Raw genomic sequence first — 13,045 nt, 5'->3', positions numbered from 1 at the left:
AAGGATGACTTCACCCGTGGCATTCCCCGGGGCCGGGTCGTGAGCTTCCCCTCCACGAGGCGACCGGCATGAACGTCGTCGCCGGGAACGCCCGACCGACCCTGGTGCGCTGGCGCATCCTCGGCCTGCTCGGCGCGCTGAGCTTCGTGTCCTACCTGCTGCGCGGCAACCTGTCGATCGCCGCACCGTCGATGATCGCCGACCTGCGGCTCACCGAGATCCAGTGGGGCTGGGTGATGTCGGCCTTCCCGCTGGGCTACGCGCTGTTCCAGTTCCCCGGCGGCGTGTGGGGCGGGCGCATCGGGCCGCGCAAGGCGCTCGCATTGATCGCCGTCGCGTGGGGCGTGCTGATCGCGCTGGCCAGCGCGATCCCGTCGCCTGCCGTGGCATCCACCGCGCCGATCCTCGCCTGCCTGATGGCGGTGCAGTTCCTGGTCGGCGTGTCGCATGCGCCGGTGTTCCCCATGGTCGCGGTCAGCATCGAACGCTGGTTCCCGGTGGGTCGCTGGGCGTTGCCGAACGGGCTGACCAGCAGCGCACTCACCATCGGCCTCGCGCTGACCGCGTCGCTGCTGCCGTGGCTGATGGCCGCGCACGGCTGGCGACGGTCGTTCCTGTTGCTGGCCCCGGCCGGCCTGGCCGTTGCGGCCTGGTGGTGGTGGTACGCGCGCGACCGCCCCGCGCAGCATCGGGCGGTCGACGCGGCCGAGATCGCGTTGATCTCCGCAGGCCGCGATGCCGGCGACCTGGATGACGCCACGCGACCGCCCCCGGGCACGCGGCCCGCGTGGCGGCGCGTGCTCGGTGATCGCGACGTGCTGCTGGTCACGCTGAGCTACGCCTGCATGAACTTCGTGTTCTACGTGATCTTCAGCTGGGGCTTCTACTACCTGGTCAAGGTGCGCGGCTTCAGCGAGCAGGACGCCGGTTTCCTGACCTCGGCGCAGTGGCTGGCCGCCGGCATCGGCGCGGCCCTGGGCGGCTGGGCCTGCGACCGGCTGTGCCAGCGCCTCGGCCTGCGCTGGGGCTGTCGCTGGCCGATCGTCGTCGGCCTGCTCGCCTCGGCGGCGCTGATGCTCGGCGTGGCGCTGCATCCGGACGCGCGCATCGCCGCGGCCATGCTCGGCCTGTGCTTCTTCTTCAACCAGTGCACCGAAGGTCCGTACTGGGCGACCGCGACTTCGATCGGCGGCCGCCACGCCGGTGCGACCACGGGGCTGTTGAACACCGGCGCCAACCTGATGGGTTTCGTCAATGCGCTTTTGCTGGCCGTGGTCGCCGGCGCGTTCGGCTGGACAGTGGCGATCGCGCTCGGCGCCGCGTTCGCGCTGGCCGGCACGGTGCTGATCCTGCTGGTGCGTGCGGACCGCCAGATGGCGCAGTCGGACTGAGCCGGCACGCCCTTCGACGCCCGGCTTCCCTTCCAGGCCAACCCATCTTCCACCCCCGAGGAATCCACCATGACAACGCAGACCTGGTTCATCACCGGCGCCAACCGCGGCATCGGGCTGGAAATCGCCCGCGCCGCGCTCGGCAGCGGCCATCGCGTCGTCGCCACCGCGCGGCGCAGGCAGACGGTCGTCGATGCGCTGGGCGAGCGCGACGACGTGCTTGCGCTCGATCTCGATGTGACCGACAAGCCGCAGATTGCCGCGGCGGTCGATGCCGCGCGCGAACGCTTCGACGGCATCGACGTGCTGGTCAACAACGCCGGCTACGGTCACCTCGCGCTGTTCGAGGAAACCACCGACGCCGACGTGCGCGCGCAGTTCGACACCAACGTGTTCGGGCTGATGGACGTGACCCGCGCGGTGCTGCCGCTGATGCGCGCGCAGCGCAGCGGGCGGGTACTGAACCTGTCGTCGGTCGCGGGTTTCACCGGCTTCGCGATGGCCAGCCTGTACTGCGCCAGCAAGTTCGCAGTGGAAGGTTTCTCGCTGTCGCTGGCGGAGGAGGTGCGGCAGTTCGGCATCCATGTCACCCTGGTGGCGCCGGGCTTCATCCGTACCGATTTTCTCGATCCGAGTTCGATGAAACTCGGCGGGACGTCGATCGACGACTACGCCGCGTTCAACGACGCGCTGCGTGGCGCCTACCTGCCGATGAACCATCAGCAGCCGGGCGACCCGGTGCGCCTGGCGCAGGCGCTGCTGCAGCTGGCCGCGGGCGATGCGCCGCCCCTGCGCTGGTCGGCAGGCAGCGATGCGGTGGAGATGGTCGATGCCAGGCTCGGCGCGCTGAAGGCGGAGCTGGATGCGGCGCGTGGCCTGTCGGCGTCGGTCGACGGCGACTGGGTCGGGGCGCCGGCCGGCCAGGGCGGCGCTCAGCGCAGCGCGTAGTCCGCCGCGATGCCCAGGAACACCGCCAGCCCGACCCAGTGGTTGTTGAGGAAGGCGCGGAAGCACGCCTCGCGGTCGCGGTGGCGTGCGAGGGCGAACTGGTACGCGACGAACAGCGCGGCGACGCCGAGCCCGGCCCAATAGGACGGGCCCGTCGCGGCCTCGCGCCCCACCAGCGCCAGCGCGGCGAAGGCCAGCGCGTACAGCACGCCCTGCGCCACGAGGTCGAGTTCGCCGAACAGGATCGCGGTCGATTTCGCGCCCATGCGGATGTCGTCGTCGCGATCGACCATCGCATACCAGGTGTCGTAGCCGGTCGCCCAGAAGATGTTGGCCACGTACAGCACCCACGCCACCGGCGGCACCTCGCCCTGCACCGCGGCGAACGCCATCGGGATGCCCCAGCCGAAGGCCATGCCCAGGTACACCTGCGGCAGGTAGGTATAGCGCTTGAGATAGGGATAGCTGGCGGCGAGGAACGCGCCGACCACGCTCAGCCACACGGTCAGCCGGTTCAGCGTCAGCACCAGCGCGAACGCCACCAGCATCAGCACCGCGAACACCAGCAGCGCCTCGCGTCCGGACACCGCGCCGGTCGCCAGCGGGCGGTGCTTCGTGCGCTCGACCGCGCCGTCGAGCCAGCGGTCGGCGTAATCGTTGACCACGCAGCCGGCCGAGCGGGTCAGCCACACGCCGGCGCTGAACACGAACAGCGTCCACAGCGGCGGCACCCCGGCGGACGCGATCCACAGGCCCCACCAGGTCGGCCACAGCAGCAGCAGCCAGCCGATCGGGCGGTCGCCGCGGACCAGCTTCCAGTAGTGCGGCAGGCGTTCGCGCCAGTCCGGCCGCGAGGCGGCCGGCGGCACGTGGCGTTCGTACGACATGCGCGCAGGTTACCAGCGGCCAGCGCTGCGGGACCCGCCCCCGCGACGCGTCAGGGTTCCGGGCGGTTGTCGAGCCGTTGCATGCCGGCAAGCCCGGGGAGCGCGTCGACAACGCTCCGCGCGCGGCCCGCATGTCTCTGGCGAGGGCGGCGCCAGGCGTCCAGACGGCAAAGATGGCGCTCGCCCGGCAACCGACGCGACGCGACGGGTCCATCCGGCTTGGCGGTGGCGGCTGGCCGCCCGCCCCGGTTGGGTGACATAATCGCTGGCCGGCCGCCTTCCACCGCCGCGGCCTTGCGGCGCGGCCCCGACGGGCACCGACGCCGTCACCCCGGGATGCCCAGCGCGGTCCCGGCGCTCCAGAAAACGCGCCTGTAGCTCAGCCGGATAGAGTAGTGGCTTCCGAAGCCATTGGTCGGGGGTTCGAATCCCTCCAGGCGCGCCAATCTCCCTGTGACGAAATTGGGACGCTGCTGGGACGCCTTTCGCAGGCGCTCCATGGGGTTCGAGTGGAAGCCTCGGTGACATTCGCGCTTCCTGAATCCAAATCTTCTGCATTCCCCGCCGAGGCCTCCCACGCTGGCGCCTAATCGGTTCCAGGGGTATGACCGCCATCGTGACCGGAGTGTGATCCGCCTGACCTCCAGTCAATCGAACCTGAGACTTCCCCCCATGAGCCGGACCGGCCTATTTCGTCGCTATGCCCAAGCCATGGCGGACCTGCCGGCGGATTTCAGACGCGGCGAGCCCCTGCCGGCCTCCCTGCACATGACGAGTGACGGCCGCCATGAGATCCACTACGCGCCGTTCGACCACGTGAACACAGCTGCCAAGGCGGTCTTGGTCGGCATCACGCCGGGGCGCGTCCAGGCGATCGAGGCAATCACGGCCGCGCGGCAATGCCTGAGTGCGGGCACAGACTTGGCCACAGCCTGCGCCCGGGCCAAGACGGCGGCAAGCTTCGCCGGCCCCATGCGCAGCAACCTGGTCAACCTGTTGGACCACGTCGGGCTGGCGGTACGCCTCGGCCTGCCATCAACGTCTGTCGCTTCGAGTACGACAGCATCGGGTCCAGAGTGGATCAGCTACGCACGAACCCGAGCAGCAGCCCCAGATCACCGTGTCTGCCTGACGCACCGCCTCCAGGTAACGTTGTCGCAACCGAAGTTGAAGTTGCTACAAATCCCGCTCGGACAACAGCTTCCGAAGCCAGCTCGCCCCTCGTTTGCGAGTTTCATCGCGCCCAGGTGCGCTCCTACACAAAACGAAGTTCAGTGGGCCGGGGCCGGAGAATCATGCGCCGGCCATGAAAGCAACAACCCGCGCAAGGCCGCCACCAGCGCCAGCGGCTGGTCCAGCATCACGTGGTGGGCGGCATCTGGAATCTCGATCCACGGCGCCAGCGGATACATCTGTCGGGCCTGCTCCCTGGCCACATCGGTCAGCAGCGCCGAACGCTCGCCCCAGACGAATGCCAGCGGGCATGCCGTCCGCACCAGCCCGGCATGGTAACCGACACGCATCATCCTGACCCGGATCTGCGGATCGAAACTACGGATCCAGTGATCGTCGCGCCTTCGCAGTCCCTGCACCGCGACATGCGCGACCAGGAACGCGTTGGCGCATGCCTGCTGGGGCACGAGGCGGAAACTGCGCACCGCGTCCCCGACGGTCGCATAGGGCTTCATGAAGTAGCTCCGCGGCGGTTGCGATGGCGCGTACCGTGTCGACGCGCGGATCGGCGCATCGAGCAGCACCACGCCGCCGAGCTCCTCGCCGCGCCACTCGGCGAAACGGCGCGCGGCGAAACTGCCGAACGAATGCGCGACGACGACCGGCCTGCGGGAATGCGCATCGAGCCCGGCAGCAGCGATTACCGCCGCCATTTCATCGACATAGGTTCGCATCGAATAACGCTCGCGCCAGCCGGAATGGCCCATGCCCGAAAACGAAAGCGCCGCGCAACGGAAATCGTCCGACAGCAGCGGCGCGATGAAATCCCACCAGCGCGCATGCGCCAGCATGCCATGCGCGAACAGCAGGCCGGGCCGGCCACGGCGACCCCAGGCGATGGCCTCGACCGTCGCGCCGCCAACCTCGACCCGGTGCAGTTCGTGCTCGACCGCGAGCGCGTCGCGAAACCATCCGGGCGCCTCCGCATCGAGGGACGACGGGCAGTCGCCGCCAGGCATGCCGTACATGGACGATCAGGGCACCAGCTTCAGCTCGCCCTTCATCAGAGCCGAATGTCCGGGGAAGCTGCAGAAGAACGCATATTTCGCGGCGCGATCGAGCCGGGCCGGGTTGAAACGCACGGATGCGGTTTCGCCGCCGCCGATCAGCGGCGAGAACGCGACCACACGAGTATCGCCCGGCTTGACGTGGTTCTCGGCAGCGCCCGCCCTGATGCCGTCGGCATCGACCGCCTCGAGATCGGCGCTCTTGACGATGACCACGTTGTGGCCCATCGCTGCCTTGGGCAGCCTACCGCTGTGCCTGAGCCTGATCTCGAAATCGGCGCAGGTGCGGTCGACTTCGATCGTGGACAGGTTGAAACGCATCGCATCGTTGGCTTCCAGTTCGACCGAACACTTGGACGCAAGCGCGGCGGGACTCATCGACAACAGCGACAGACAGAACAATGCACGCAACGTCATGACCAGACACCTCTCGTTCCACACGTAGACGCACGGCCGCTCCGGTTCCTTCCGCCATGTCTGCGCAGCATCTTCGGGAACCGCGGCCATGCTGATCGCAACTCCTGGGACAGCTGCCGCACCGGCAACCGCGATCGCCTTCAACGTCGATCCTCCGTCGATCACCCTTCCCTCCCGACCGTCATCGACTTCCACTCCGGATGCCACCCCTCAGCCGTCCTGTCCGTTGCCGGCATACCGCCGCAGCAGGTCGTAGAGATAGTCGCGCCCGCGATAGACGCTCTCCACGCGCACCCGTTCGTCGATGCCATGCGCGCGATTGCCGTCGGGTTCGAGCGGGATCCCGGGGATGCCATAGGTCGGGATCCCGGCCGCGCTCAGGTAGCGGCCGTCGGTGCCTGCGGTCAACAGCTTGGGGATCAGCGGCACGCCGGGGAAATGCAATTCCGCCAGGCGTTCGGCCGGATCGAGGATCGCCGCATCGAGCGGCGGCGCGACCGCAAGCGTCGGCGCGTCCTCGTCGCCATGCCGGAGCGCCTCGACCACGTCGATTGCCGGATCGTCGATCGCAGCGACGATCGCACGTTCGACGTCGCCGGCATCGGTACCGGGCAACAGCCTGCATTGCAGGTGCGCGCGGGCACGTTGTGGCAGCGCATTGGCCGCGTGCCCGCCTTCGAGCAGGGTCGGCACGCAAGTGGTGCGCAGCACGCCTGCATGCACCGGATGCGCATCGACGATCCGCTGCGCGGCGGCATCGTCGGGATGCTCGGCCAGCACCATCATCGCCTGCCCCAGTTCGCCGCCGAGCAATACCCCGGTCCGGCGCAGGAACAACCGGCTGGTATCGTCCAGCCGTACCGGGAACTGCAATGCGCGCACCCGGGTCAAGGCGCCGGCCAGCGCATGGATGGCATTGTCCATGCTCGGCTGCGAACTGTGCCCTCCCGGCGCGCGCGCCTCGACCCAGTAGTTGCGGGAACTCTTCTCGCCGACCGCGATATGCAGCGCCAGCGGCTTGCCGTCCGCATCCACCACGCCGTAGCCGCCCTCGTTGAATGCAAAACCTGCCCGCACCGCTTCCGGGCGATGCGCCAGCAGCCACTTCACGCCATTGATGCCGCCGCCCTCCTCGCCGCAGGTCAGCGCCACCTTGATCGTACGTCGCGGCACGAATCCCTCGCGCCGCAACCGCGCCAGCGAATCCACCCAGATCGCCGACAGCGCCTTGTCGTCGATCACGCCACGCCCGTAGAAGAACCCGTCCTGTTCGCGCAGCTCGAACGGGTTGCGCCCGTCCCAGTCGGCGCTGCGCGCCTCGACCACGTCGATGTGGTCGACCAGCAGCATCGCCGGCAACGACGCGTCGCTGCCCGCCAGCGCGGCCACCAGGCCGCCTTCGCGCGGATGGCCTTCGGGCACGAAGACCTCGGCTTCTTCCCGGCCATAGCCGGCCTCGCGGAGATGCCGCAGCATCCGTGTCGCGGCCAATGTGCAGTCGCCGGAGGAATGGCTGGTATCGGTCTCGACCAACTCGCGGTAGATCTCCCGGAACACGACCTGGTCCGGCCGTGGGGCAGCGGCCTGGACGACGGCAATCGACGACAGCAGCCACAACCAGAGCGCCGATGACATGCATGTCATCGCGATACCGCCGCCGTGCCCTGCCGACATCCCGACGCTCCTCACGATGTCACTCCGCACCAGCATCGCCTGCCCACGTCGCTGGCGCCCTGCCCTGCCACGACATGTTCGGCATGGGGGACTCAACAGGTTGTCTATCCGCTCGAACAGCCGATGCGGATTCCTGGCCACGGTGTGCCGCGCATCCATCGCTTCGCCAAGCCCGGTCGCCTTCAGCGTCCGCCCGAATTCGGCCAGCAGCCTGCGCGGACACTCAACCGTGCCGGGGCCGATCTGCGCGAGGTTCCAGGGGTTCCGCGTCGGACCGTGCAATACCGGTTCGATGGTGAAGCTGCAACCGAACTCGGGCATCGCCGTGGTTCCAAGCGGGATGAACCCCTCCATCTTCGAATATTCGTACAGCTCCATTCTCGACCCATCTCATGGCGGCAGATGTCGGACCACCGCATCGATGGTCGGAACTCGAAGCTCACGCCCACCGCCTTGCGGCGGCGGCCAGCGTACTGCACGACATGCGGAAATCGCATGCCGCGCTTCCACCGGACCGAGTGCCGGCCCGAACGGGCCGGCGCAGTGGATCAGAACTTGAAGCGGAGGCCGAGCGTGTAAGCACGACCGATGGTGTCGTACACCGAGATGATCGTCGGCAGATTGACGCCCGGCACATTGCCCGGAATGAGCGGCGGATCACGGTCGAACAGGTTGTTGACCGTGAAGAACATCTCGACGCCTTGCTGGCGCGGGAACCGGTAGCTGGCCGTCAGGTCGGTGTAGGACACACTGCCTCGATCGTCGTCCTCGTAGATCTGGTTGGGTTCGTCCGAACCCAGCCGGAAACCGCCGACGTACTGCTGGCTCAGCGACAGCCCGAGGTCACCGACCTCATAGTTGAGGCCAAGGTTCCCGCGCCACTTCGGACGCGCCACCGGCTGCGCGCCCGGCTGGCCCGTGCCCGCGTATTCATAGACCGGCGCGGTCGCGCTCTGCTGGGTCTGATAGCTGTCCAGATACGAGGCATACAGGCGCAGAGTCAGGTCGCCCGGACCGACGGTGGTGCGCCAGCTGGCATCGATATCCACGCCTGAGGTTTCCAGGCTGGCGATGTTCGCCGGCGCGGTCCGGACCAAGGTCGGAAACTCGTTTGGCGACGGCCTGGTGATCAGCGCGCACTCCGGAGCGGTGCCGCCGCTGGCATGGCAGTTCTGCACGATCTGGGAGGTTCCCAGCGTTCCGATCGCACCATCGATCTTGAGCCGGTAGTAGTCGACCGCGACGGTGAAGGCGGGCCAGGCGCTGGGCGATAACACCGCACCGATGCTGAGTGTGTCGGCTTCCTCAGGTTTGAGGTCGCGGTTGCCGCCGGTCATGGTCACCACGTTGCTGGTGATGCCGGTCACCGGATCCACCAGCTGGCCGATGCCACTCTGGTCGCCCGCGAACAAATCGAACAGCGTCGGGGCGCGGATGTCCCGCGATACCGTCGCACGCACCAGCAGGTCCTCGACCGGGCGCCAGGTGGTACCGACCTTCCAGGTCGTGACCGAACCGCTGGTGCTGTAGTCGGTGAAGCGGCCTGCCATGTTCAGGTCCAGCGAGCTGGCGCCCGGCACGTCGCGCAGAAGCGGAAAGTTCCACTCGGTGAAGGCTTCCTTGACGTTGACCTTGCCGTCGGCCACGCCGACGTTGGTCAGCCAGTAGAACAGCGCCGAAGCCGGGACGTCGACGCCGTAGAAGTACTCGGCGCGCTCGTCGGGCGTATCGAGATCGCCCGGATTGGCGTTGCTGGTCAGCTTCAGCTCCTGGCGACGGAACTCGGCGCCGAACGCCGCATCGACGGGACCGGCCGGCAACTGGAACAGTTCGCCGCCCAGAGAGAAGGTGGCCGAGTCGGTGATGATGCGCGCGCGGTAGCGCGAAGTTCCGGTGGCGTAGTCATATCCGTTGGGCGTGGTCAGCATCGACCCTTCGCCAAGCACGTTCAGGGGCTGGCAATTGGCGAAGCGGTCGCGGATCACCGGATCTGCACTCAGGGTCGCGCGGCAGACGATGTTGCCGTCGCCGTCGCGGACCGCATCGATCGCGGCGTATGCCTCGCGCCAGGACAGCAGCCCGCGGTTCTCCATCACGTGATCCGACTCGCCGCGGGTCAATCCGGCCTGCCAGTTCCAGGTCTCGCCGAAACGGCCTTCCAGACCGGCGTTGGCCATCCAGAAGTCGGTCTGCTCGAAGGCCTGCGGGCGCGGTGCGTAGGTGGAATAGGTACTGACGTTGATCCGGCTCTCGCCGGCCGCTTCGACCGCCGTGCGCTGGTCGGCGGTCAGGTTGAGGTACGGGTTGTCGAGCGCGATCCGGGCCGGCGTCGACGGGCCGACGAAGGCGTTGGCCATCGTGATGTATGACGTCTCGTTGCGCGAGAACAGGCCCTGCGCGTAGGCGGTGATGCCGTTGTCGAAGTCGTAGCTGAAGCGGCCGAACGCCTTCTTGGACTCCAGCGGCGAGACCGCGGTGACGTCGGCGGGAATCGTGTAGCCGTCGCCGCCCTGGTTGTAGTTCGGGGTGCCGGTCGGCGTGCCGGGGTCGAACGGGGTCAGCGTCCCGTCCGGCAGGAAGCGGTAGCCGTTCAGCGCCCCGCCCTGGATCAAGCCGCCATAGGTAGCCCCATTGATGTTGATGTCGCGGGCCAGCACGTAAGGATTGGCGGCCGAGCCCGGCGCGCCCGCACCCGGCATCGCGCCGACGTGGTTGTAGCCGTAGTTGGACATGCTGCGGTCGCCGCGCAACATGCCGTCGCTCTTGGAGTATTCGGCGCTGAGCAACACGTGACCCGCGTCTCCCAGCACACTCCAGCCGCCCGCCAGGCTGATCTTGTGGTGCTCGTTGTCGCCGCGTTCGCTCTCGCCGTACTGGGCCGATCCCCGCACGCCAAGGAAGCCGCGGTCGAGCACGAAGTTGACCACGCCGGCGACCGCGTCGGAGCCGTAGGCCGCGGATGCGCCGGCGGTCACCACATCCACCCGCGACAGCAATTCGGTCGGCAGCACGTCCACGTCCACCGCGCCCTGATAGGTCGTCGGCGCGACCCGCAGGCCGTCGAACAGGATCAGCGAACGATTGCCGCCCACGCCGCGCAGATTGAGGATGTTGCCGTGCGCCGCGCTGTTGGAGAAGTTGTGCGAGGAACGTGCCGGACCACTGGAGTTCTGGAACTGGGGCAGTTTGTTCAGACCATCAGGGATGCCGGTTGGCGTGACCCGCAGCAGATCCTCGCTCGATGCCACGGTCACCGGTGTCGGTGCATCGTACCCTTCGCGCATGATTCGCGAGCCGGTCGGCGCGGTCACCCTGACCGTGTCGAGCTGGGCCACCTGCTCGTCCTCCTGCGCGCTATCGGCAGGCGCGGTCTCCTGCGCTTGCGCGGCGACCGCCGCGCCGAACGATGCCATTCCCGCGATCATTGCCATGAACAGGCGATTCCTGTTCAACCGACGACTCTTCATCCCGACCTCCCTCGATCATGTGAGTGTGCAGCTATCGTTGTTGTGTCTGACTACGTCTGGATTGCGTACGCGAAGCGGCATGCGCGCGAAACACCGGGCCGGCCTTGTCACCTGGGGAACGTGCTCCCGTTCTCGCGCTCCCAACGCTCGAACCAGGTCGCCAACTGCTCCTGTCTGAAGCCGGGCTCGGCCCGTGTCCGTTCACCGATCACCAGCGGTGCATGCCCCGGTTCTCCGATCTCCGGCCAGGCCGGCAGACCTTCGGTCCCCGGCGATCCGTTGCGGATGAACGACAGTAGGTAGGCCTGCATCATCCGCGCGATCTCCGCATCCTCCGCTTCGGGATCGTCCAGCGTGCCGAAGCTGTAGGGCATGTCGGCGCAATGCGCGGCCCCTTTCGATGCCGCGGCCTGCGACCGGCGCACGTAGTCGAAGTGGTAGGCCCACGACGGGGCGCCCGATGACGAAGCCAGCCGTCCCATGCCCAGTGCGGCCGAGGTGAAGATGAAGTCGGTCTGCACCTGACGCAGCAGTTCGGCTTCGTCGAGTTGCTGCGTGCCGGCGTAGGCGTCGCCCAGCGCATCCAGATCGATGCCGAAACGTTCCGCCAGCACCTTGCGATCAAACCCCATCAGGCCGAAGACGCTGGCCTCGTCGCTGGTCGAACCCACCAGGTAGGGCACCTTGGCGATGCGCCCGCCCGTGAAGGCCTGCGACGTGGGCTCGGCCAGCAGGCGACCGTCCACGACCGCGCCGAAGTCGGGCGGACCGGACTCGAGCGCGAGAATCTCATCGGCACTGAGCGCACGCAGCGTCGCCAGCGAACGCGACGCCCCCCCGGTCCCGGCGAACCGGGCGCCCTGCTCCTCGGCCACCGCCAGCGGCCGGGTTGCGTTGAAGAAGCCTCCCCCTGAACGCGCGCTCGCGCCAGCGAACAATCCACGCGCGTCCTCCGCGGCCATCAGCGCATTGATACTCGATCCACCGGCCGAACAACCGAGAATGGTCACCCGCTCCGGGTCGCCGCCGAAACGATGGATGTTGCGGCGCACCCAGTGCAGCGCGGCGATCTGGTCCATCAGCCAGTAGTTGGCGAAGTCCTCACCGCGCCCGCGCGCCTCCTGGGTCAGCTCCGGGTGCGCGAAGAAGCCGAGGCGGCCGAGCCGATAGTTCGGCGAGACCAGCACCACGCCTTCGCGCACGATCGTCGAAACGTCCTGATCGGCCAGATCGCGCCCGGAGCCGACGAAGAACGCGCCGCCATGGATCGACACCAGCACCGGCAGACCGCTGGCGCCGAGGTCGGGAGTGACCACGTTCAGGCTCAGGCAGTCCTCGCTCTGCGGATGCGCCTGACGCCCATCCCTGACCGGCTGCGGGCAATCGGGGCCGAATGCCGACGCCTCGCGCACGCCCTGCCATGCCGCCTGCGGCCGCGTCGGCCTCCAGCGGAGCTCGCCGACCGGAGCGACGGCATAGGGAATGCCGCGGAACGCGGCCGCACCATTTTTCAGTGCGACGCCGCGGACGGAGCCGGCGTCGGTCTCGACCACGGGCGGCTCGGATGCGGACACACCCGCTGCTGACAGCAGCAGGCCGAGCGAAAAACTGATGACACGACATTGCATGTTTGCCGCTCCCGCCGGGTCCGACGTTCTACCGGTCCGGTACCTGGCTGCTGCTGGGCGCCCACTCCGGTGCCCGACGATCGCTGCTTCGACCCCAACCACCTCCCGGCCGGAAGCCTCGTCCTGCGCAGACGGCGACAGACATGAATTTGCCCTTCCGTGCAGTTTTACGAAAACTACACTGCAGGATACTTTGAGTCAACAGGATAAAACAAACACAGTTTATGCTGCGCTGCCGCATGCGCCCTGGAAAATCGTGGTTGTTTCCGCAACCGGCAAGCGGATTTCCGCCCGCACCGCGACGGATGCCAACCCGCCCGGAAAGCCGCGATCCAAGACATCGGCAGTGACAGGGCATCCGCCATATGCCGCGCTGGATGTGGCTGTCGTCCG

The 13,045-nt window shown here is 67.9% G+C and carries 9 protein-coding genes and 1 tRNA gene; 3 read left to right on the top strand and 7 right to left on the bottom strand.

Features of this window, described 5'->3' with window-relative positions:
- Window positions 1–68 precede the first annotated feature (68 nt).
- Window positions 69–1,391: an MFS transporter gene (locus JMO03_RS08965; RefSeq protein WP_202842613.1), complete on the top strand. Its 1,323-nt coding sequence runs from the start codon at window positions 69–71 to the stop codon at window positions 1,389–1,391.
- 69 nt (window positions 1,392–1,460) lie between these two features.
- Window positions 1,461–2,339 (top strand): oxidoreductase, encoded by an 879-nt coding sequence (locus tag JMO03_RS08960; RefSeq protein ID WP_202842610.1) that lies wholly within the window; start codon window positions 1,461–1,463, stop codon window positions 2,337–2,339.
- Here JMO03_RS08960 and ubiA read toward each other — a convergent pair.
- Window positions 2,324–3,226, bottom strand: a complete 903-nt coding sequence (gene ubiA, locus JMO03_RS08955) for a 4-hydroxybenzoate octaprenyltransferase (protein WP_202842608.1) — start codon at window positions 3,224–3,226, stop codon at window positions 2,324–2,326. The genes JMO03_RS08960 and ubiA overlap by 16 nt on opposite strands.
- A 368-nt stretch (window positions 3,227–3,594) precedes the next feature.
- On the opposite strand from ubiA, the gene JMO03_RS08950 reads away from it, so the two are divergent.
- Window positions 3,595–3,671 (top strand) — tRNA-Arg (locus JMO03_RS08950).
- Between the two features lie 352 nt (window positions 3,672–4,023).
- On the opposite strand, the gene JMO03_RS08945 is transcribed toward JMO03_RS08950, so the two are convergent.
- The 6 genes from JMO03_RS08945 to JMO03_RS08920 form a co-directional block, all read right to left on the bottom strand.
- A complete protein-coding gene (locus JMO03_RS08945) occupies window positions 4,024–4,218 on the bottom strand; it encodes a hypothetical protein (protein WP_202842606.1) in 195 nt (64 codons plus the stop codon).
- Between the two features lie 279 nt (window positions 4,219–4,497).
- On the bottom strand, window positions 4,498–5,427 hold the full coding sequence (locus JMO03_RS08940) for an alpha/beta fold hydrolase (protein WP_202842604.1): 930 nt from the start codon (window positions 5,425–5,427) through the stop codon (window positions 4,498–4,500).
- A gap of 6 nt (window positions 5,428–5,433) precedes the next feature.
- On the bottom strand, window positions 5,434–6,078 hold the full coding sequence (gene azu, locus JMO03_RS21505) for an azurin (RefSeq protein WP_337926387.1): 645 nt from the start codon (window positions 6,076–6,078) through the stop codon (window positions 5,434–5,436).
- A gap of 15 nt (window positions 6,079–6,093) precedes the next feature.
- Window positions 6,094–7,518 carry a M20/M25/M40 family metallo-hydrolase gene (locus JMO03_RS08930; RefSeq protein ID WP_238346019.1) on the bottom strand — a complete coding sequence of 475 codons (1,425 nt, stop codon included), beginning with the start codon at window positions 7,516–7,518 and terminating at the stop codon, window positions 6,094–6,096.
- A 587-nt stretch (window positions 7,519–8,105) separates the two neighbouring features.
- On the bottom strand, window positions 8,106–10,988 hold the full coding sequence (locus tag JMO03_RS08925; protein WP_202842600.1) for a TonB-dependent receptor plug domain-containing protein: 2,883 nt from the start codon (window positions 10,986–10,988) through the stop codon (window positions 8,106–8,108).
- Window positions 10,989–11,131: 143 nt separating this feature from the next.
- The gene (locus JMO03_RS08920; RefSeq protein ID WP_337926386.1) at window positions 11,132–12,754 is read right to left on the bottom strand and encodes a carboxylesterase/lipase family protein; all 1,623 of its coding nucleotides are present in this window, start codon (window positions 12,752–12,754) and stop codon (window positions 11,132–11,134) included.
- Between the last annotated feature and the right edge of the window lie 291 nt (window positions 12,755–13,045).

The organism is Luteimonas saliphila, assembly GCF_016774335.1.
Lineage (GTDB): Bacteria > Pseudomonadota > Gammaproteobacteria > Xanthomonadales > Xanthomonadaceae > Luteimonas > Luteimonas saliphila.
This window is presented reverse-complemented; position numbering and strand designations above follow the sequence as displayed.